The sequence below is a fragment of the Allohoeflea poritis genome, from assembly GCF_027889715.1.
GTDB lineage: Bacteria > Pseudomonadota > Alphaproteobacteria > Rhizobiales > Rhizobiaceae > Hoeflea_A > Hoeflea_A poritis.
Window position 1 is genome coordinate 26,926 of sequence record NZ_JAPJZH010000018.1, and the last position, 21,079, is coordinate 48,004.

Annotated in this window: 19 protein-coding genes, 1 tRNA gene and 1 riboswitch; of the genes, 12 read left to right on the forward strand and 8 right to left on the reverse strand. The window is 61.2% G+C overall.

The window, feature by feature from the left end; genetic code table 11:
• Nucleotides 1–7: 7 nt before the first annotated feature.
• The 5 genes from argF to OOZ53_RS21950 all read left to right on the forward strand — a co-directional run bounded on the left by argF (nt 8) and on the right by OOZ53_RS21950 (nt 7,933).
• A complete protein-coding gene (gene argF / locus OOZ53_RS21930) occupies nt 8–934 on the forward strand; it encodes an ornithine carbamoyltransferase (protein WP_271091882.1) in 927 nt (308 codons plus the stop codon).
• Between the two features lie 65 nt (nt 935–999).
• Nucleotides 1,000–1,989, forward strand: coding sequence for an Hsp33 family molecular chaperone (locus tag OOZ53_RS21935; RefSeq protein ID WP_271091883.1), 990 nt, complete (start codon nt 1,000–1,002; stop codon nt 1,987–1,989).
• A gap of 200 nt (nt 1,990–2,189) precedes the next feature.
• Nucleotides 2,190–3,587, forward strand: coding sequence for an efflux RND transporter periplasmic adaptor subunit (locus tag OOZ53_RS21940; protein ID WP_271091884.1), 1,398 nt, complete (start codon nt 2,190–2,192; stop codon nt 3,585–3,587).
• Between the two features lie 2 nt (nt 3,588–3,589).
• Entirely contained in the window at nt 3,590–7,030 is a 3,441-nt protein-coding gene (locus OOZ53_RS21945; RefSeq protein WP_271091885.1) for an efflux RND transporter permease subunit, read from the forward strand.
• Nucleotides 7,031–7,123: 93 nt separating this feature from the next.
• A complete protein-coding gene (locus tag OOZ53_RS21950) occupies nt 7,124–7,933 on the forward strand; it encodes an MOSC domain-containing protein (protein WP_271091886.1) in 810 nt (269 codons plus the stop codon).
• 23 nt (nt 7,934–7,956) lie between these two features.
• Here the strand turns inward: OOZ53_RS21950 and OOZ53_RS21955 are convergent, their stop codons facing one another.
• Together OOZ53_RS21955 and apaG are read right to left on the reverse strand one after the other, a co-directional pair.
• A complete protein-coding gene (locus OOZ53_RS21955) occupies nt 7,957–9,414 on the reverse strand; it encodes a TrkH family potassium uptake protein (protein WP_271091887.1) in 1,458 nt (485 codons plus the stop codon).
• Nucleotides 9,411–9,803, reverse strand: a complete 393-nt coding sequence (apaG, locus tag OOZ53_RS21960) for a Co2+/Mg2+ efflux protein ApaG (RefSeq protein ID WP_271091888.1) — start codon at nt 9,801–9,803, stop codon at nt 9,411–9,413. The genes OOZ53_RS21955 and apaG overlap by 4 nt, the downstream gene beginning before the upstream one ends.
• Nucleotides 9,804–10,022: 219 nt before the next feature.
• On the opposite strand from apaG, the gene OOZ53_RS21965 reads away from it, so the two are divergent.
• Nucleotides 10,023–10,634 carry a CDP-alcohol phosphatidyltransferase family protein gene (locus OOZ53_RS21965; protein WP_271091889.1) on the forward strand — a complete coding sequence of 204 codons (612 nt, stop codon included), beginning with the start codon at nt 10,023–10,025 and terminating at the stop codon, nt 10,632–10,634.
• Nucleotides 10,635–10,650: 16 nt separating this feature from the next.
• Here OOZ53_RS21965 and OOZ53_RS21970 read toward each other — a convergent pair whose 3' ends face one another.
• The gene (locus OOZ53_RS21970) at nt 10,651–11,859 is read right to left on the reverse strand and encodes an O-succinylhomoserine sulfhydrylase (protein ID WP_271091890.1); all 1,209 of its coding nucleotides are present in this window, start codon (nt 11,857–11,859) and stop codon (nt 10,651–10,653) included.
• Between the two features lie 40 nt (nt 11,860–11,899).
• A riboswitch (SAM riboswitch) is annotated at nt 11,900–11,977 on the reverse strand.
• Nucleotides 11,978–12,053: 76 nt separating this feature from the next.
• On the opposite strand from OOZ53_RS21970, the gene OOZ53_RS21975 reads away from it, so the two are divergent.
• Nucleotides 12,054–13,142: a 2'-deoxycytidine 5'-triphosphate deaminase gene (locus OOZ53_RS21975; RefSeq protein ID WP_271091891.1), complete on the forward strand. Its 1,089-nt coding sequence runs from the start codon at nt 12,054–12,056 to the stop codon at nt 13,140–13,142.
• On the opposite strand, the gene OOZ53_RS21980 is transcribed toward OOZ53_RS21975, so the two are convergent.
• Nucleotides 13,143–13,931 carry an ion transporter gene (locus tag OOZ53_RS21980; protein ID WP_271091892.1) on the reverse strand — a complete coding sequence of 263 codons (789 nt, stop codon included), beginning with the start codon at nt 13,929–13,931 and terminating at the stop codon, nt 13,143–13,145.
• Between the two features lie 131 nt (nt 13,932–14,062).
• Here OOZ53_RS21980 and OOZ53_RS21985 point away from each other — a divergent pair.
• The 4 genes from OOZ53_RS21985 (at nt 14,063) to OOZ53_RS22000 (ending at nt 16,386) form a co-directional block, all read left to right on the forward strand.
• A tRNA-Gly gene (locus tag OOZ53_RS21985) sits at nt 14,063–14,136 on the forward strand.
• A 96-nt stretch (nt 14,137–14,232) separates the two neighbouring features.
• Nucleotides 14,233–14,703 carry a DUF488 domain-containing protein gene (locus OOZ53_RS21990; protein ID WP_271091893.1) on the forward strand — a complete coding sequence of 157 codons (471 nt, stop codon included), beginning with the start codon at nt 14,233–14,235 and terminating at the stop codon, nt 14,701–14,703.
• Nucleotides 14,704–14,746: 43 nt separating this feature from the next.
• Nucleotides 14,747–15,457 carry a hypothetical protein gene (locus OOZ53_RS21995; protein ID WP_271091894.1) on the forward strand — a complete coding sequence of 237 codons (711 nt, stop codon included), beginning with the start codon at nt 14,747–14,749 and terminating at the stop codon, nt 15,455–15,457.
• A 74-nt stretch (nt 15,458–15,531) separates the two neighbouring features.
• Nucleotides 15,532–16,386: a transporter substrate-binding domain-containing protein gene (locus OOZ53_RS22000; protein WP_271091895.1), complete on the forward strand. Its 855-nt coding sequence runs from the start codon at nt 15,532–15,534 to the stop codon at nt 16,384–16,386.
• A gap of 2 nt (nt 16,387–16,388) precedes the next feature.
• On the opposite strand, the gene OOZ53_RS22005 is transcribed toward OOZ53_RS22000, so the two are convergent.
• Nucleotides 16,389–17,198 (reverse strand): sterol desaturase family protein, encoded by an 810-nt coding sequence (locus OOZ53_RS22005; protein ID WP_271091951.1) that lies wholly within the window; start codon nt 17,196–17,198, stop codon nt 16,389–16,391.
• Between the two features lie 79 nt (nt 17,199–17,277).
• Nucleotides 17,278–17,691, reverse strand: coding sequence for a tellurite resistance TerB family protein (locus OOZ53_RS22010; RefSeq protein ID WP_271091896.1), 414 nt, complete (start codon nt 17,689–17,691; stop codon nt 17,278–17,280).
• 291 nt (nt 17,692–17,982) lie between these two features.
• On the opposite strand from OOZ53_RS22010, the gene OOZ53_RS22015 reads away from it, so the two are divergent.
• Nucleotides 17,983–19,647 (forward strand): lysine--tRNA ligase, encoded by a 1,665-nt coding sequence (locus OOZ53_RS22015; RefSeq protein ID WP_271091897.1) that lies wholly within the window; start codon nt 17,983–17,985, stop codon nt 19,645–19,647.
• Here OOZ53_RS22015 and OOZ53_RS22020 read toward each other — a convergent pair.
• The gene (locus OOZ53_RS22020) at nt 19,607–20,392 is read right to left on the reverse strand and encodes a thermonuclease family protein (protein ID WP_271091898.1); all 786 of its coding nucleotides are present in this window, start codon (nt 20,390–20,392) and stop codon (nt 19,607–19,609) included. The genes OOZ53_RS22015 and OOZ53_RS22020 overlap by 41 nt on opposite strands.
• Nucleotides 20,377–21,015 (reverse strand): S24 family peptidase, encoded by a 639-nt coding sequence (locus OOZ53_RS22025; RefSeq protein ID WP_271091899.1) that lies wholly within the window; start codon nt 21,013–21,015, stop codon nt 20,377–20,379. The genes OOZ53_RS22020 and OOZ53_RS22025 overlap by 16 nt, the downstream gene beginning before the upstream one ends.
• Nucleotides 21,016–21,079: the final 64 nt, after the last annotated feature.

Sequence of the window (21,079 nt, forward strand, 5' to 3'; positions counted from 1 at the left end):
AACTGCAATGACGACACATGACGGTCCCCGTCATTTCCTTGACCTTTCCGCCGTTGCCGGCAGCGAGCTGCGCGACATCCTCGACCATGCGCATGAGCGCAAGGCGGCAACCCGCGACGGTACGGCCGACAAGCCGCTGGCCGGCAAGGTGCTGGCGATGATATTCGAGAAACCGTCGACCAGGACCCGCGTGTCCTTTGATGTCGGCATGCGCCAGCTCGGCGGCGAGACCATTCTCCTGTCCGGCAACGACATGCAGCTCGGCCGTGCGGAATCGATCGCCGATACGGCGCGCGTGCTGTCGCGCTATGTCGACGCCGTCATGATCCGCACCACCGACCACGGTCGGCTGATCGAGCTTGCCGAGCATGCCACCGTCCCGGTGATCAACGGCCTGACCGACGATACCCATCCCTGCCAGATCATGGCCGATGTCATGACCTTCGAGCAGCACCGCGGCCCGGTCGCCGGCAAGACGTTTTCCTGGGTCGGAGACGGCAACAATGTGCTCCATTCGCTGATCGAGGGATCGGCGCGGTTCGGCTATGCCATGAATATCGGCGTGCCCGAGGGCTCCGAACCCGAAGGCCGCTTCGCGGACTGGGCGCGCGACAATGGCGGCTCCGTCTCGATAACCACGGACCCGGAGAAAGCCGTTGCCGGCACGGACTGCGTGATTACCGACACATGGGTTTCCATGGGACAGGAGCAGCGCGCGCGCGGCCACAATGTCTTCAGGCCCTACCAGGTCGATGCGAGGCTGATGGCCAAGGCCGATCCCGATGCGCTGTTCATGCACTGTCTGCCCGCCCATCGCGGCGAGGAGGTGACCGACGAGGTGATCGACGGGCCGCAATCGGTGGTTTTCGACGAGGCAGAGAACCGGATGCACGCGCAAAAGGCCATCCTTGCCTGGTGCTTCGACCGGCTCTAACTATGTGCATCGGGCTTTCCGACGGAACCTCCACAGCGCCCGGTGTTCCAGTAGATTGATACATAATGACTGACGAAATGACTCTTGGAGAGATCGGCTTTGCCGGCGATGATCAGGTTGTGCCGTTTCAGGTCGAGGGCCTGGACGCGCGCGGCCGTGCCGTGCAGCTCGGGCCGATGCTCGATGCGATCCTGGCGCGCCACGATTATCCCGAGCCGGTCGCAAGGCTGCTGGCCGAGGCCGTGACCCTGACGGTCCTTCTGGGCACGTCACTCAAATTCACCGGCAAGTTCATTGTCCAGACGCAGGGCGACGGCCCGGTCGACATGCTGGTCGCAGACTTCACCACGCCGGACAGCCTGCGCGCCTATGCCCGCTATGACGAGCGCGCACTTGCGGAGGCTGTGGCGCAGGACCTGCTCGAGCCTCAGGATCTGCTTGGCTCCGGCATCCTTGCGTTCACCATCGACCAGGGCGCCCATATGCAGCGCTACCAGGGCATCGTCGAGCTCAATGGCTCGACGCTCGAGGAAATCGCGCGCGCCTATTTCCGCCAGTCCGAACAGATACCGACGGAGGTCCGCCTCGCGGCCGCCCAGCTCTACGGGGCAGGCGAAGGCGGCGAGCGCGAGCACCAGTGGCGCGCCGGCGGTGTCGTCCTGCAGTTCCTGCCGGAATCGCCGGAGCGCATGCGCCAGGCAGATCTTCCGGGCGGCGATCTTCCCGAGGATGTCGAGGAGATCGATTTCGAGGAAGATGAGGAATGGCTCGAGGCAAAGGCCCTGATGGAGACGATCGCCGACGATGAACTGGCCGATCCGCAGGTCGGCTCCGAGCGGCTGTTGTACAGGCTGTTCCACGAGCGCGGCGTGCGTGTTTTCGAACCGGTGGCGGTTCGCGACAGTTGTTCCTGCTCGCGCGACAAGATCAAGGCTGTGCTTGACGGCCTGGAAAAGGAAGAAATCGCGGAGAGCGTCGAAGACGGCAAAATCTCGGTGAAATGCGAGTTCTGCTCGGCAAATTACACATTCGATCCCTCCGAGTTCCTGGAATAACGCCGGCCGGCCTGCACCGATCAGGGCGAAGGAAATATCCTCCGAACGCCGCAGCGGCATGTAAAGTAATGTAAAATACGCGCTCGATATCTGGCATTTGGCTGAAAAAGCCGCAAAATGCAGTAAATCTTACGAATCTTTAATTTCTGCATTGGGCCGCTAGATTAGTAGACTGCGTGGGTCGAGCCGGAGCATCCTGCATGCTGAAATCGTTAGACGAGGAAGGGGCGGCACAAACGCCCGCGGTCGGGGATACGCCCGATCGCCCTCCCGAAAAACGCTCACCGCTTCTGAGCGGCGGACGCGTCTTGCTTCAGATTGCCCTGATGCTCGTTGTGCTAGGCGGCTCCTACTGGCTGATGAACTGGATCATCGAAACCCAGCCGGAACGCGGCGCGCGGCCCTTCCGCCCGACCGTTTATCCGGTGGAGACGGTTGCGGTCGAGGCGGTATCAAATCGCCCGCAATTGCTCGTTTACGGTGAAGTGCAGGCGGCACGTTCGGTGGAACTGCGGCCGCTGGTGAATGGCGAGATCATTGCCGTCAACCCTGAACTCAAGGCCGGTGCGCACGTCTCCGACGGAGATGTCCTGCTGGAGATCGATTCATTCCACTACAAGGGTGCGCTTTCCGAGGCGCGCGCCAATCTCGCCCAGGCACGCGCCACCCTCGCCGAAATCGAAGCGCGCATGACGGCGGAACGGGATCAGCTTCAAGCCGCCGAAATGCAGCTCACGCTGGCGGAAAGCGATCTCAGGCGCGCCGAGCAGCTGGTTGAGAGCGGCGCGGTGACCGAAAAGCAGGTCGAGGACCGGCGGCTGATCGTTTCCCAGCGCGAGCAGGCGGTCAGCCAGCGGCGCAACAACCAGATCATCGAGGACGCCAAGCGCGAGCAGCAGATCGCCAGTATCGAGAGCCTGACCTGGAAGGTCCAGCAGGCCGAACGCAATCTGGAATACACGACGCTGCGCGCACCCTTCACCGGGGTCGTCAACGCCGAGAATGCGGAGCCGGGCCGCTATGTGAGCAGCAGCGATGTCGTCGCCTCGCTCTATGATGACGAGGCGCTCGAGGCACGCTTTACGCTGACCGACGCCCAATACGGACGCATTTCGACCGACACCGATCCCCTGATCGGTCGCGAGATCAGGGTTGTCTGGGTCGTCGGGCTGAGCAGCTACGAATATTCGGGCAGGATTGACCGCATCGCCGCCGAGATCGCCTCGCAGCGCGGCGGCGTCGAGGTCGTGGCGCGTCTTGATCCGAACGGTTCTGCCGTGCAGTTGCGGCCAGGCGCCTTTGTCGAAATCGACGTGCCTGACCGCACCTACGCCAATTCGTTCCGCCTGCCGGAGACGGCACTGTTCAACGGCAATGAGGTCTTTGTCGTCGAAGAGGGGAAACTCGCCCGCAGGATTGTCGAGGTCGCGGCCTTCGATGGCGAGGATGTCATTATCAAGGGCGGATTGCAGTCTGGCGACGTCGTCATGACGACCCATCTGACGCAGGCCGATGACGGCGTCCAGGTCAGGGAGCCCGGCGTGCGTCCGGCGCGCCCGAGCGGCGGCGTGGCCGGCCAACGCACCCAGGGAAGCTGAGCATGGCCGAGCGCGGTGTACGCCAGGCAATCGAGAACGCGGCGGAGGATCTGCGCGGTTCCGGCGGCTTGGTGCGCACCTTCATTCGCCATCCGAATGCGGCCAATCTGCTGATGATGCTGATGATCCTGCTCGGCGTCTTCAGTATCCTGCAGATCAACACGCAGTTTTTTCCTTCTGTCGACCGGCCCCGCATCGACATATCCTTGAGCTGGTCCGGCGCGAGCGCCGAGGACATCGAGGCCAACCTTCTCGCCGTCATCGAGCCGGAAGTGCGCTTTGTGGAAGGGGTCGATGTCATGACATCGACCGCGCGCGAGGGCTCGGGCTCGATCCGCCTGGAGTTCGAGGACGGCTCGGACATGCAAAAGGCCCTGTCAGACGTGGAAGCCGCGGTAACGGGCGTTTCCACCCTCCCGGATGATGCGGATACGCCCTCCGTTTCGAAAGCCAGTTTCTTCGACCGTATCGCCAGCCTATCCGTCGGCGGATCGGCGCCCGAGGCCATCAAGCGCGAATGGGCCAAGCACATTCGCGACGAACTGATCGCGCGCGGCATCGACAAGATCGACTTTACGGCCTTGCGCGACCGGGAAATCCGTATCGATATTCCCGAACGCGAGCTGCGGCGCCTCGGCCTGACGATCAATGATGTGTCGCGGTCGGTCGCCGACAACAGCAGCGACCTTCCATCCGGCACGCTCGAAGGTGCTGTGGAGCGGCAACTTCGATCCCTTGCCGATGCCGAAAGCCCGCAGACACTCGGAAACATAGAGGTCGTTTCCTTCGCGTCCGGCGAGAAGGTCCGCATCAAGGACATTGCGGACGTGTCGAACGGTTTCGACACGTCGGAAACGCGTGGTTTCACGGGCGGCAATGTGGCGATCGAGATCGACGTGCGCCGCGCCGCGACGGCGGACACGCTTCGCACGGCGCGCATATTGAATGAGTATCTGGAGGAGTTGCGGCCGCAACTGCCGCACAATATCGAGATCAAGACCTATGAGGTCTCGTCCGACAGGTTGCTTGAGCGCATCATGCTGCTTGTCAAGAATGGCCTGGGCGGGCTGGTGCTCGTTGTCGTTATTCTGTTTCTTTTCCTTGATGCGCGCATCGCCTTCTGGGTTGCCGCCGGCATTCCGGTGGCATTGCTCGCCACGGTCGGCTTCATGTTCATATCAGGCCAGACGATAAACATGATCTCGCTCTTCGGGCTGATCATGATGCTCGGCATCATCGTCGATGATGCCATCGTCGTCGGAGAACACACCTATACGCGCCTGCAGATGGGCGACGATCCGATGACGGCGGCCGAAAACGGCGTCGCGATGATGATCAAGCCGGTCCTCGCCGCGATGACCACGACGATCGCGGCCTTTGCGCCGATGCTGCTGATCAGCGACACGATCGGCCAGATTATGGGCGTTCTGCCGCTCGTCGCCATGGCGGTCATCGTTGCCAGCCTGCTTGAGTGTTTCTACGTGCTGCCGGGCCATCTGGCCCATGCGCTTGAACGGCAGCGCGGTCCGCGCTGGTCCTATTGGCGCCAGTTCTTCTTCGCCTTCGTCGCGGTTTTCGTGATGACGGTCGCGACCGCACCCTATTCTCCGCTCATGGACCGGGCGTCCGACGGCTCCGCCATCGGCAACTGGTTGACGGGCTTCCGGGATCTTCCATTGCCCCTTCGCCTCATACTGGTTGCCGGCTGCGCGCTGGTTGTCGCGATGGTGATCGAATATCTGATCCTCGGCCTGCGCCGGACCTTCGCGTCCAGATCCGCAGCGCAGTCGTCGGATGTGTCTCTTCATCAGCGCGGATTCAGGGGCTGGTTCGACCGCAATTTCAGTCGGTTCCGGGATGGGCCCTTCAACGCGCTGGTAACGCTCTCCTTCCGTTGGCGCTACGTGACCGTGTCGATCGCCATCGGGCTGGCCCTGGTTCTTGCCATAGGCCTGATGCAGGGCAAGCGGGTCGAGTTCGTCTTCTTCCCGTCGCCGGAGGCCGAAAACATTCGCGGCAATATCAGTTTCATTGCCGGTTTGCCGGAGGAAGACGCGATCAAGGCGATCGAGAAGGTCGAGGAAGCATTCCGCAAGGCCGAGCAGGAACTGACCGGCGGTGAGGAGGCGCTTGCAGAATCCATCTTCGTGATGTTCTCCAAGGCGAGCCGTTTCGGCGGAACCAGCGCCACCATCAAGGTGCAACTCACCTCCTCGGAGACACGGACCGTGCGTACACCGGACATCGTACGGGCCTGGCGGCAGGCCGTCCCCGATGTCGCGGGCGTGTCGCGGTTTTCGATCTTCCAGTCGCGCGGCGGACCGCCGGGACGCGATATCGATATCGAGTTGCGCGGCGACCGGATTGCAGATTTGAAAGCCGCCGCCACAGAAATGATCCCGATCCTTGGTTCGATATCGGGCGTTTCGGGCGCCGATGACAACCTGCCTTACGGCAAGCCGGAACTGGTGGTCGAAATGCTGCCGCGCGGCGCGGCCCTCGGCTTCACGGCGGACGATATCGGCCGGCAGCTCCGCAATGCATTCGACGGCCAGATCCCGTTCCGATTTGCCCGCGGCGACGACGAGGTAACGGTGCGGGTCTCCCAGATCATGCGCGTCGGCGGAACCGCGGCGCTGCGCAATTTCGAACTGCGCAGCCCGACCGGCGATTTCGTGCCGCTGACGGAGGTCGCTCGCCTGACCGAGCGTCAGGGCTTTGCCTATATCTCGCGCAAGGACGGCAAGACCAAGATCTCGGTGACCGGCGATATCGACAATGAGGTCAATACGACCGACGGTGTCATAGAGGAGCTGGAAGCCTCCGGTGTCATCGCCCAGATCGCCGCGCGTTACGGTATCGACTACCGCTATGGCGGCCGCTCCGAGGAGCAGAAAAACGCCTTTGCCGATCTGCGCCTTGGAATGATCGTCGCCCTTTCGGTGATCTACATCATCCTTGCCTGGGTCTTTGCGAGCTACGCGCGCCCGCTCGCCGTGATGCTGATCATCCCGTTCGGCGTGGTCGGTGCCGTGTTCGGCCACTGGGTCATGGGTTTCCAGCTCACCATCCTGTCCTGGATCGGCCTGCTTGGCCTGTCGGGCATTCTCGTCAATGATTCGATCATCCTGGTAACCCGCCTCGAAGAGCGCCTGCGCCAGGGCGAGGATTTGGTGTCGGCCGCGACCGGCGCGAGCCGTGACCGGCTGCGCGCCGTTCTTCTGACGTCGCTGACCACGATCGGCGGGCTTCTGCCGCTGCTGTTCGAGACCAGCCTGCAGGCGCAGTTCCTGATGCCGATGGCCATCACCATCGTCTTCGGCCTTGCCATGGCGACGCTGCTGGTGCTGTTCCTTGTGCCGGCGCTGATGGGCATCGGCAGCGACATTCGCAGTGCATTCGTCGCCATATTCGGTCACCAGCCGCGCACCGATTCCGCCTGAACGGGCTTTCGCATCTGCAGTTCGAAGGGCGCTTGTAACGAATCGCGTTTCTTGGCATCGGTGATTGTCCGTCAGCGCGCAGAGGAACGATCGATGCAAGGTCGAATCGAGAAGCTTTTCACCTATCCGATAAAGGGGCTCAGCCCGCAGTCGCTCGAAGGCGCGGACCTGGCCGCCGGCCAGGGCTTTCCGGGCGACCGGCTTTTCGGCTTTGCCAAAGCAAATGGCGGATTTGACCAGAATGATCCCAAACCGCTGCCGAAGACCAGTTTTGTGGTCCTGATGCAGCACGCACGGCTTGCGGGCCTGGCGACCGGATTTGACGAGACGACCCGCATTTTGACGGTGGAAATGGACGGACGAACGATGCGCTACGATCTCGGATCGGAGGCGGGCCGGAAAGATGCGGCCGACCTGCTGTCACAAGAGCTCGATCTTCCCGGGGATGAACGGCCGCAATTCGTTGAAGGCTCGCCGCACCGCTTCACGGATGTGTCCGTGGTCTCGGAAACCCTGATGAACGCCGTTTCGCTGATCAATCTCGATTCGGTCGAGGAATTCGCGGACCGTGTTGAAACCCCGGTCGATCCGCTGCGCTTTCGAGCCAACATCTATTTTCGCGGCTGGCCGGCATTTTCCGAACTGGACCTTGTCGGCCGCGACATCCAGATCGGATCTTCAATTTTAAGGGTTTTGAAACGCACCCAGCGCTGCGCGGCGACGGAAGTCAATCCGCAATCGGCCGAGCGAGACCTGCGCGTACCGTTCCTTCTGCGCAAGCACTATGGCCATCTGGACATGGGCATTTATGCCGAGGTGGTGCAGGGCGGTTCAATGGAGCCGGGTAGCCGGATCCTGACCTTGAAGCCGCGGGCCGGCGACAGCATCGCCGATCTTTTCTGAAGCAGTTGATCGCCAGCCGGGGTTCAGGTCCGCCAGAAGCGCGGCAGGAACAGCACCATGATCGTGAACAGCTCCAGCCGTCCCAGCAGCATGCCCGCCGCGAGTGTCCATTTGGCGGTGTCGTTGAGCGGCGCGTAGTTGCCGGCCGGGCCGATAATGGTGCCGAGCCCCGGCCCGACATTGGAGATTGCCGAGCCGGCGCCTGAAAGCGCCGTCGTCGTGTCGAGGCCGGTCGTGATCAGGATGATCGAAATGGCGCCGAAACTGACCACGTAAAGAAACATGAAGCTCATGACCGAGGCGATGACGCGCGGATCGATCGGACGGCCGTTGAATTGCGGCCGGAAGATACCGTGCGGATACATCACCTGATTGATGTGCTGGCGGATTGCCTCGAACAGCACCATGAAGCGGAAGATCTTGATGCCGCACGAGGTCGAGCCGGCGCAGCCGCCGATGAACATGATCACGAAGAAGAACGAGATCGCGTGCGGTCCCCAGATGCCGTAGTCGGTCGTGGCATAGCCGGTGCCGGTGGTGATCGACACGACGTTAAAGGCGGCAAAGCGCAGCCCGTCGAGACCCACATGGTGTTCCCCGTAGTGGGCCATCAGCCAGGCGATCAGCGTGGCAATCGCCAGTAGCCCGAGGAAGACCCGCACCTGCGAATCGAAGAAGATCGGACGCACCCGGCCCTGCAGCATTTGCACATAAAGGATGAAGGGGATCGAGCCGAGGATCATGAAGACGATGGTGATCCAGTCGATCGCCGCGCTGTTGTAGAAGCCGATTGAAAGGTCCTTGGTCGAAAACCCGCCGGTGGCCACGGTCGTCATCGAGTGGATGACGGCATCGTCGAACGGCATGCCCGCCGACATGAAAAGGATGCAGCAGGCGACCGTGAAACCGATGAAGACGAGCGTGATCGAACTCGAGATCTGCGTTGCCCGAGGCAGGATCTTTTCCGCCGTGTCGAAAGCCTCGGCCTTGAAGAGCTGCATGCCGCCGATCTGCAGCATCGGCAGCACCGCGATCGCCATGACGATGATGCCGAGGCCGCCCAGCCACTGCAGCAACCCGCGCCAGAAAAGGATGCCCGGCGGTGCGTGGTCGAGGCCCTGTATGACCGTCGCGCCGGTGGTGGTCAGCCCGGACATGGATTCGAAAAACGCGTCCGTGTAGGACGGCACCACGCCCGACCACATGAAGGGCAGCGCCCCGAAGGCGACCAGCGCCAGCCAGGAGACGACCGTCATCAGCAGCGCCTGCCGGGTTGAAAGACCGCGCGGTGATCCGCGCGTCGCGGCGAACAGGGAAAGGCCGATCAGCGTCGTCAGCATGGACGATGCGAAAAAGACGATCCAGTCGTCATTGTTCGCCGCCAGATCGACAATGGCCGGCAGCAGCATCGCGACGCCCAGCGTCGCGATCAAAATGCCCGTGACGAGCATGACGGGACGGAAATCGAGGGCTCCGTTCAATTGAGCGTTCTCGCCATTCCCGGCACATCGAGGGAGAAGGCGGGGATATCGACCATGAAGCTCTCGCCGTCCTGGCGCTCCATGCGGTACTGGCCGACCATCATGCCGGAGGAGGTGTCGAGCGGACAGCCGGAGGAGTATTCGAACTGGTCGCCGGGCGCCAGGATCGGCTGTTCGCCGACAACGCCTTCCCCGCTGATTTCATCGACCTGGCCGACCGCGTCGGTGATGCGCCAGTACCGGTCGCGCAACTGCACGGTGTCGTCCGAATGATTCACGATAACGATACGGTAGCCCCACACGAACCTGTTTTCGTCCGGCTCGGACTGCTCCTCAAGATAAAACGGCTCGACCGTGATCTCGATATCATGTGTCAGCGCACGGTACATGCTGCTTCGCGCTTCCCATTGATTCCCGCAATATCCACCTGCCGTCTATATATCATCGGGGACCAAAGGTGAATTCGCTTTCAGCCCGTGTAACGTTCAGGGTAAACGCTGGTAAACCGGGCTATTGTCAAATAAAGCTGACGCGATTGTGACAAAACATGGCTTTCGAATGCCAGCGAAAGCTGTATGCATGTTCGCGCTTGCGCGAAAGGATAATCGATGCTCGATGGCGCCGTCAGAAAGATGATCAACCCGCCGCTGGATGCGGCTGGTCGCCAATTGGCGTCTCTGGGTATTACCGCAAATACGGTCACCATAGTCGGCTGTCTTATCGGTCTGGTAGCGGCCTTTGCCATCTGGCAGCAGGCCTATTGGGCCGGCCTCGTGCTGCTTCTGATCAGTCGGCTGTGCGACGGTCTGGACGGTGCCATCGCCAAGGCGACCCAGTCGACCGATTTCGGCGGCTATCTGGATATCGTGCTCGATTTCGTCTTCTACGGCGCCATTCCGCTCGGCTTCGTACTGGCCGATCCGGCGGTCAACGCCGTTGCCGGCGCAGTGCTTATCTTCTCGTTCTACGTCAACGGCTCCACCTTCCTCGCCTATGCCATCATGGCGGAACGCTACGACATGCACAGCACGGTTCGCGGCGAGAAGTCGCTCTATTTCACCACCGGGCTTGCCGAGGCGACGGAAACCATCGCCGTCTTCGCCATTTTCTGCATCTTTCCGCAAAGCTTCGTGTGGCTTGCCTACATCTATGCGGCGATCTGCCTGTACACGGCATTGTCGCGCATCGTCATCGCCGGCCGCATGTTCGGCCAGCGCTGATCTTGAAAGTTCCGCTCTAAACCGCGCCGAGCGCCCGGTCGATATCGTCGATCAGATCCTGCGCGTCTTCAAGTCCGACGGAAAGCCGCACCGTCGCATCGGTAATGCCGAGTTCTGTGCGGGCCTCTTCGGCAAGGTTCTTGTGAGTCGTCGTCGCCGGATGGGTGATCAGGCTCTTGGCGTCGCCCAGATTGTTCGAGATGCGGATGATCTCAAGTGCGTTCTCGAAGGCGAACGCTGCTTCCTTTCCGCCCGCGATCTCGAAGGCGACGAGGGTCGAGCCGCCGGACATCTGCTTTTGCACCAGATCCGCCTGCGGGTGGTCGGGCCGACCGGGATAGATCACCCGATTGATCGCATTCAGCGACGCAAGATGGTCGGCGATCTTTCTGGCGCTTTGCGTCTGCTGCTGCACCCTTAGCGGCAGCGTTTCGAGCCCCTTCAGCAGCGTCCAGGCATTGAACGGCGACAACGAAGGGCCCGTATGGCGGAAATAGTCATGCAGGTGCTCGTCGATCCAGTCCTTCGACGACAGCACGATGCCGCCGAGGCACCGGCCCTGGCCGTCAATGTGCTTGGTTGCCGAATAGACGACGATATGCGCGCCGAGATCGAGCGGCTTCTGATAAAGCGGCGTGGCGAACACATTGTCGACAACCACCCTGGCGCCGATGGCATCGGCGATTTTCGCAACGCCCGCAATGTCGATTACTTCGAGCGTCGGATTGGTCGGGCTTTCCAGGAAAAAGACCTTGGTATTCGGCTTTACGGCGCGCTGCCAGTTCTCCAGGTCCGTTCCGTCGATCAGCGTGGTCTCGATGCCGTATTTCGGCATCAGCGTCTCGACCACCCAGCGGCAGGAGCCGAACAGCGCCCGCGCCGAAACCACATGGTCCCCGGCATTGAGCTGGCACAAGAGCGCCGCTGATACGGCGGCCATGCCGGATGCGGTGGCGCGCGCATCCTCGGCGCCTTCAAGGGCGCACATGCGTTTTTCGAACATGTCGACGGTGGGATTGGCGTAGCGCGAATAGATGAAGCCTTCATCCTCGCCCTTGAAGCGGGCTTCGGCGGCTTGCGCGCTGTCATAGACGAAGCCCTGGGTCAGGAACATCGCTTCCGAGGTCTCGCCGAATTGCGAGCGGCTGGTGCCGCCATGGACCATCTGCGTTGCCGGCCGCCAATTGGCCGCGTTCAACGTTCCGTTCGAAATCTTGTCACTCATGTCTTCACCCAACAAAAAACCGGCCCGCGAAAATCGCCAGCCGGTTGGACACCCGACCTTTTAGCGACTTGTTTAACGTGGCAGCAAGCCGGCCGGCCAAATCACCACGGGATAAGGCCTCTTTACAGCCCCGATTTCCTTGCGTCAATCGTGGCGCGCTGTATTTGATAGACCGCGAAAGCATGGGGAACGGCATGGCGAATGCGGGCATATTGGCGGATCGGGACATTGCGGGGCTGTTCGAGGCCGGCCGCCTGACAGCGCCGCATGCGCTGGATGACGACCAGATCCAGCCGGCGAGCCTCGATCTTCGCCTCGGTCGGACGGCCTATCGCGTGCGGGCCAGTTTCCTGCCGGGTCCAGGCCACCGGGTCGCCGAAAAACTCGAGCGGCTGAAGCTGCACGAGATCGACCTGACCTCCGGCGCGGTGCTGGAGACGGGCTGCGTCTATATCGTTCCGCTGCAGGAAAGCCTCGATCTGCCGGCCGATATCAGCGCCTCGGCCAATCCGAAGAGTTCGACCGGCCGGCTCGACATCTTCACCCGCGTCATGGCCGACAACACCCAGGAATTCGACAAGATCCCGGCAGGTTACACTGGCCCGCTGTTCCTCGAGGTCAGCCCGCGGACCTTTCCCATCGTCGTGCGGGCCGGCTCGCGCCTGTCGCAGATCCGCTTCCGCAAGGGCAGCGCCGGTCTCGACGAGGCGGAACTGGCGCTGCTGCATGACAGCGAGGTGCTGGTCGCCTCCGACACGCCCAACATTTCCGGCGGCGGCATCGCGCTGTCGGTCGATCTGGAAAGTGGCCCGGACGGCCTTGCCGGCTATCGCGGTAAGCACCACACCTCGGTGATCGATGTCGACCGCAAGGCGGCGCATGACGTTCTCGATTTCTGGGAGCCGATCTATACGCGCGGCAACGGCTATATCATCCTAGATCCGGATGAATTCTACATTCTCGTGTCGCGCGAGGCGGTGCATGTGCCGCCGCTCTACGCCGCCGAGATGACGCCGTTCGACCCGCTGGTCGGCGAGTTCCGGGTCCATTATGCCGGCTTCTTCGATCCGGGCTTCGGCCACACGGCGGCCGGTGGCTCCGGCAGCCGCGCGGTGCTTGAAGTGCGCAGCCACGAGGTGCCGTTCATCCTCGAACACGGCCAGATCGTCGGCCGGCTGGTCTACGAGCATATGCTGGAGCGCCCCAAGGCGCTCTACGGCGCCGATCTCGGCTCAAACTACCAGGCGCAGGGCCTGAAGCTGTCCAAACACTTCAAGGCGTGATCACCCGGTCTTGTCCGCCTTCAGCTCGGCAATTTCCACCCGCAATGCGCGCAATTCCTTGAGGATCATTTCCTGATCGCTGTGCAGCGCTTCGCGGTCGGCCATCGCCGCCTCTTCGTGCTCGGCCTGCATCGCCGAAACGATGATGCCGATGAAAAGGTTCAGCACGGTGAAGGAGGTGGCGATGATGAACGGCACGAAGAAGGCCCAGGCCATCGGATAGGCGGCCATCACCGGCCGCACGATGCCCATCGACCAGCTTTCCAGCGTCATGATCTGGAACAGCGAATAGGCCGATGCCGGGATCGAGCCGAACCATTCCGGAAAAGTCGCGCCGTAAAGCTTGGTCGCCATCACCGAGAAAACGTAGAAGACGAGGCCGAGAAGCAGCACGATGGAGCCCATGCCGGGCAGGGCGGCGATCAGCCCGCCGACGACCCGGCGCAGAGACGGCACCATCGAGACCAGCCGCAGGACACGCAGGATACGCAGCGCCCGCAGCACCGAAAGGCTTCCCGTCGTCGGCAGCAGCGCGATGCCGACAATGATGAAATCGAAAATCCGCCACGGGTCCTTGTGAAAGGACAGCCGGTAAACCGCCAGTTTGGCGACGAGTTCGACGACGAATATGCCGAGGATCACCCGGTCGAGCGTCAGCAGGAACCCGCCGGCCACATTCATCGCGGCCGGAACCGTTTCAAGCCCGAGCGTGATCGCGTTGACGATGATGATGGCGGTGATGAACCACTCGAAGCGACGGCTTTCGATCAGGTTTTTGAGCGCGGACATGGACCTGCCGGGATAGGTTGAAGTCCCCCAGCACATGGCAACGGGGCTGGGCGGAGTCAAGTTGCCCTTGACACAATTTACGCTGGCTTCATTGTGTTCATGCGCGTTTATCCGGATACGTCTGGATGTCGGCGGGTATGATGTAATGGTAGCCTGCAAGCTTCCCAAGCTTGACGCGCGGGTTCGATTCCCGCTACCCGCTCCACCTGATTAAGCCTCGCGCAATATTATGCGGGTACTGATTTGTATCCCCGGCCTATGTGACGTTGGGAATCTTCTTAAAATTGCGTTGGAGTGCAGGATGGGCGAGTTATTGACTATCGGTTACGAGGGTTCAAACATTGCAGATTTTGTTGCAACGCTGAAGCGATCGGATGTGAAAATCCTAATTGACGTAAGGGAACTACCGCTTTCCCGAAAAAAGGGTTTTTCAAAAAGGGCCCTGAAGGGCGCGCTTGAAGCTGCTGATATTCAATACACACACTTCAAAGATCTGGGAGACCCAAAGCCAGGTCGTGATGCTGCGAGGGCTGGAGATTTCGCAACGTTCAGAAAGATATTCAGCCAGCACATGAGATCACCCGCAGCGCAGGCTGCCATTGAAGAAGCGATACCTTTAGTTAAAAATGGCGGTGCTTGTCTATTGTGTTTTGAACGTTGCCATTCGAACTGTCATCGCTCTATAGTTGCAAGTGAATTACTGGAAAGAACCAGCTTATTGATCCGACATATTGGTGTTCAGCCCGGACTTGCAGGAGCATTTGCAAACTAAGTCAAATCAAACAGAGGCTATAGTCCTGATAAAGGCCGCACCCGTGATCGGAAAGAGTCACGGGGAGACAGTTTGTTGTGCGGGCATTGACCTCTACGGAAACTGGCTACGTTTATATCCGGTATCATTCAGGGTCCTTGATGACGGCAAGAAATTTAAGCGATGGGATCGCATCAAGTTCAACTGGCGTACGCCAACTACTGATGACAGAATCGAAAGCCGACATGTCGACAGCCAAACCTTGGAGATTGTTGGCCGCCTTCCAGATAGAGAAAAAGAAAGCTTCTTGGCGCAAAAGATAGTCACTAGTCTTGACAAAGAGCGCGAGGAGGGACGGAGTTTGGCTCTCCTCAAACCCGAAATCAAAGCTTTTAACATAAACAAAAAATCCAACGACAAACTCGCAGAGCAACAGAAGCGAATAGACGCTTTTCATGCTCAATCAGATTTCTTTGTACCCAAACCGGCAGTCCCATCTCGAGCATGTCCATATGAGTTTGTGTATCGATACATAACAGATGACGGAGAGAGAGAAGGCACGTGTCAAGATTGGGAAACAGAAGCGACCTTTTTTAACTGGTCAAGGACATACGGCGAAGCTAAGGCTCTAAGTAAAATGCAACAACAGTTTGGAAGAAATTTGCCGCAAAAAGGACTGATGTTTGCCATGGGTACTCACTCTCGTTGGCCAGACACATGGCTCATAAATGGATTGATTCAGATTAAGGAGCCTGATCAAAGTACTCTGATTTAATCTGAAACATGCTCTCTAACCTCAAATTCCTTTTGCCTAAGAAGAATCTGGTTGCCTTTGTTAGGCCAGTTGTTTTGCTACTTGCCGCGATATGGGCGTTCGCAGCAAGTTCTCAAACGTCTGCGCCGGCCGCCGCGCAGCAGCCGGGCGAAACGGGAAATGCCGACTACCCGAACTACTGGGACCCGCGCGAGCGTGTCGAGGTGCCGGATCTTTCGGCGCGCAACCGCATCCGCTTCCTGACCACCCATGACTTTCCGCCCTTCAACTTCATCGACCAGCAGGAGCACGTTTCCGGCTTTCACGTCGATCTGGCGCGGGAAATCTGCGATGAGCTGAAAATTGCCGACAAGTGCCAGATCCAGGTGTTGCCCTGGAGCGAATTGTCGACGGCGATCGCCGGCGGGCAGGGCGACGCGCTCATCGCCGGGGTCGCGATCAATGTTTTGAGCCGCGACGATTATCTCTTCACGCGGCCGTTCCTGAAATTCCCCGCCCGTTTCGTGCGTGCCGACCGGGTCGAGATCGATGGCGAGGATGCGACGGCGCTGGCGGGCCGCCGTGTCGGCGTGATGGCCGGGTCCGCCCATGCGGCCATGCTGCGCGCCTATTTCCCGAACATACAGCCGGTCACCTTTGAGCGTGACGAATGGATGTTCGACAGCCTGAAGACCGGCGATATCGACGCGGTTTTCGGTGACGGCGTGCAACTGTCCTTCTGGCTGGTCAGCAATTCGGCCAATGAATGCTGTTCCTATTTCGACGGGCCCTATTTCGGCCCGTCTTTCCTCGGTGAAGGTCTGGCGATCGCCGTGCGCCGCGACAGCCAGGACCTGGCGGACGCCTTCGACCACGCCATCCACGCGATCAGCAAGGACGGCCGCATGCGCGAGCTTTACCTGCGCTATTTCCCCAACGGGTTGTACTGAAGTTACTTACGGAACGGCAGCAACAGCGACCAGCCCAGTTTCGTTGGCGCGTTGTCGCGATAATCCTTCAGGCCGATATCCATGTCCCGGTGACCGAGCCGCGGCTGCGCGCAATAGGTCCTGAAGATCCGGTCCCAGAAGGGGAAATTGAAGCCGTAATTGGTGTCCGTCTCGCGGCGGTCGCTCGAATGGTGGACGCGGTGCATGTCGGGCGTGACCAGCACAAGGCGCACCAGCCGGTCGACCGGCAGCGGCAGCTTGACGTTGGAATGGTTGAACATCGCCGTGCCGTTGAGAACGATCTCGAAGACCAGAACGGCGATGGCCGGCGGACCGAGCGCAAGGATGATCAGCGCCTTCCACACCATGGAGATCAGGATTTCCAGCGGATGGAAACGCAGCGCCGTCGTCACGTCGAAGCCGGGATCGCAGTGATGCATGCGGTGAATGCGCCACAATATGTGGAATTTGTGGCTCGCCACATGCTCCAGCCACACGGCGAAATCGAGGATCACGAAGGCGATGATGCCGGCGATCCAGGCCGGCGTTCCCAGAAGCGCGAAGAGGCCGTAGCCGTTCTCCTGCGCCCACAACGCGGTACCGACGGCCGCAAGCGGAAAGACGACCCGGAGCGCCAGCGATGAAATCACCAGGATCGACAGGTTGGTGAACCAGCGCTTTGCCTTGACCGCGCCCATCAGCTCGTCGCGTTCAAGCCGCGGGCTGAAAAGCTCGAAGGCCGCCATTGAAAGGAAGATGGCGGCGAATGCGATCAGCCGCACCGTCGGCTCGGAGAGCCCGAACAGTTGCATCTGGATTTCCTGGTCCATCTCTGGAATCTAGCGCCGGGTGATCGAAAACAAACCGGTCATGCCAGCGCTGTCCCGGCGCTCAGTGGGTGCGGTAGCGGGCCATGGCGCCGCGCTCGATGGCCGCGCAGGTCAGCTTGTCGAGGCTGAGCCGGTCGCGCAGGATCTGCAAGAGCCGCAGTTCCTCCTGTTCGACATGCAGATCGGCCGCCGCAACCTCGACCGCTAGCGCATAGGCCGTGTCGTAAAGATTGTGGGGCAGGGCGTCATGGATGATGAGAAGCACCGTGTCGAGCCCGTCCTGCTCGCTCAGGATCGCGCCGCAATCCTTGGAAACCCGGACCAGCCGATCCTCGTCGAAATCCTGGAATATGGGCAGGGTGCGCGTGATATTGCCGATTTGCGCGAGCTCCGCATCGGTCATGGTCCGGTCGACCGCCGACATGGTGACCATGACATAGATGAGCGCGTCCTGAATGGTGATCGGGGATGTCATGCAAGGTCCTTCTTGATCTTCGCCCAACGGATCTGGCTGGGCCTAAACTATGGAGCGGCATAGCGCTGCGCAAGTTGCTTCATAAGCTGTGAATCGGTCATTTTGAAGCAAAATCTGCCGCATTTCGCTCCGCAACGTCAAAAAGCGCGCCGGCCCGTCATTGACGCGAAGGGGCGCTCGGCATAGGTTCCGCTGCGCTGCAGCATGGGCGACGGGATTCAAGGACGACCCACGCCTTCCAGATTGGCTGCCGTAATACCATGAATTCGCAGGAATCCTGAAAGAAAGACGATGAACACGCACCGCCAGACCCAGATCAGTCTCGATGAGGATATGATTGCGGCAGCGGCCGAGGCAAAGGCCTGGCCGTTCGAGGAGGCGCGCAAGATCGTCAAGCGCTACGAAAAGAGCGGTTATCCCGAGACGGTGCTCTTCGAGACCGGTTACGGGCCGTCCGGGCTGCCTCATATCGGCACTTTCGGCGAGGTTGCCCGCACGTCCATGGTGCGCCATGCATTCCGCGTGCTGACCCGCGACACCGTGAAAACGAAGATCCTGTGTTTTTCGGACGACATGGACGGCTTCCGCAAGGTGCCGACCAACCTTCCGAACCAGGAGATGCTGCAGAACTATATCGGCATGCCGCTGACCAGCGTGCCGGACCCGTTTTCCAGCGAGTACCCGTCCTTCGGCGCCGCCAACAATGCACGCCTGCGGGCCTTCCTCGATCGGTTCGGCTTCGAATACGAATTCGCGTCCTCGACGGAATATTACCAGAGCGGCCGCTTCGACGCGGCGCTGCGCCGCATGCTGGACGTCTACGACAAGGTCATGGATATCATCCTGCCGACGCTTGGCGAGGAACGCCGCGCCACCTATTCGCCCTTCCTGCCCGTGTGCCAGCGCACCGGCAAGGTCCTGCAAGTGCCGATGACCGGCCGCAATGTCGAGGCCGGCACGGTCACCTATGTCGATCCGGAAACCGGCGAAGAAATCGAGACCCCTGTCACCGGCGGCCGGGTCAAGTGCCAGTGGAAGGCCGACTGGGCGCTGCGCTGGTACGCGCTCGGCGTCGACTATGAAATGGCCGGCAAGGACCTGATCGACAGCGTGACCCTGTCGTCTAAGATCTGCCGGGCGCTCGGAAAGCCGGCGCCGGAAGGCTTCAACTACGAACTCTTCCTCGATGAGAACGGTCAGAAAATCTCCAAGTCCAAGGGCAACGGCCTGACGATCGACGAGTGGCTGACCTATGCATCCGAGGAGAGCCTGGCGCTCTACATGTTCCAGAAGCCGAAGACAGCCAAGAAGCTCTATTTCGACGTCATCCCGAAGGCGGTCGACGAGTATTTCTCGTTTCTCGGCGCTTATCCGCGGCAGGACTGGAAAAACCGGCTCGGCAATCCCGTCTGGCACCTGCATGACGGCGATCCGCCGGCGCTCGACAATCCGGTGCCCTTCGCGATGCTGCTCAATCTCGTCAGCGCCTCGAACGCCGAGAACAGCGACGTTCTGTGGGGGTTCATCTCGCGCTATGCGCCGGGCGTGACGGCACAGACCCATCCGAAGCTCGATGAGCTGGTCGGCTACGCGATCCGTTACTTCAACGATTTCGTCAAGCCGACCAAGGTGTTCAGGCCTGCCGACGATGTCGAGCGGCAGGCGCTGACGGCGCTCGACAGCAAGCTGGCGGAGTTGCCCGATGATGCCGACGGCGCGGTCATCCAGGATGCGGTGCTGGATGTCGCGCGCGCCATCGAGCGCTACCAGGATCCGAACAAGAAGAGCCCGGATGGCGGTCCGGGCGTCTCGATCGCCTTCTTCCAGATGCTTTACCAGGTGCTTCTGGGGCAGGAGCGCGGGCCGCGTTTCGGATCCTTCGTCGCGCTCTACGGCATTGGCGAGACCCGCGCGCTTATCGCAAAGGCACTGGCAGGGGATCTTGCAGCGGGCTGACGCTGTCGGAGGACACCGACTGCCCGCTGTCGGGAACCGATGACGCGCCGCGCGGGTCGCTGCCGAAAATGCCCCTGGCTTCCTTTTGCGCGGTCGCGCCCAGATCGGCATATCTGCTGCCAACGAATGCGCGCGCCCAGCCGCGGCTTGCCAGCCAGGCTGCCGGGTCCTGCTTGCCGACGAGGCAGGTGACGACGATGATTTCGCGCCAGCGCTCCTCCGGCAGGTTGCAGGACAGCGAACGCCCGCCGACGAAATTGCGAAATGCGGTCCGTGCGATGATGCCGCACGGCCACAGCCGGCCTTCCTGGTCCGTGCAGGTATCGTCGGGGTCGGTCACAACAATCCCCTTGAGGCGCAGCCCGCCCTCCGGAAAGACGATCTCGCCGGCGGCGATCACCAACGGCTTGTGCAGCAGGGTCGGGCGCGGACCGGTTGCCCGTTCGACCGTCGGCGTTAGCGGAGCCCGCGGCGCAATGCGCTCCAGTTGTACGGCATTTTGCGCAAACGGCGTGGCGAATTGCTCCGGTGCGATGGCGCGGGGCGCCGCCCCGTCCGCAGCGCCGGCGATTTCGTTTGGGCTCTCATCGGACCAGACGGGTCCGGCCGCGTCGCCCCGGGAATTTCCGGAGGGATCGGGCGCCAGCAGATAGAGCGCGAAGCCGACGGCAAGAACAATGGCCAGGATGGCCACGGGCCTCAGAAAGCGTCCTGGCCCCGGCCGCAACATTACTGGCTGGCCCATACGATTCGGGCGATCCAGTCGATCTCGCCCATGCCGAAGCTCCTGTCGGCGTGCTCCGGGTTGAGCGATGCGAGTTCGACACGATCCGGCGCGTATTTGCGCAACATCTTGGCCATGATCTCGCCGTCCCGCGTCCTGACGACCACGCGGTCGCCGGTGCGCACCGTCGCCTCGGGGTCGACGATCAGCGTGTCGCCGTCGCGGTAGAGCGGCAGCATGGATTCGCCCTGGATCTTCAGCGCATAGGCATGGCGCGCGGTGGCTGCGGGAAGCTCCACGACATCCCAGCCATGGCCGGTCGGAAAGCCGCCATCGTCGAAATAGCCGCCGGCGCCGGCCTGGGCCGAACCGAGCAGCGGCACGGCTGAAGATGCTGTCCCGGCTTCTGAGCCTGAACCGTTTGCGAGGCCGGCGAATTCGGTCAGCGAGCAGCCGGTCGCTTCGAGGATGCGCGAGACGGATTCGGTCGACGGCCAGCGCTGCCGGCCATCGGCCGCCAGCCGTTTCGAGCGGTTGAATGCCGTCGGATCGAGCCCGGCGCGGCGCGCCAGCGCCGAAACGGATAGACCGTTATGCTCCGCAAGCGTGTCGATGGCCGACCATATCTGCTTGTGCGACAACATCGTCTGGTCCCGGTTGAACTGACCGAACAAGTCGAACGGATTCAACCATTTCTAGACCAGGCTG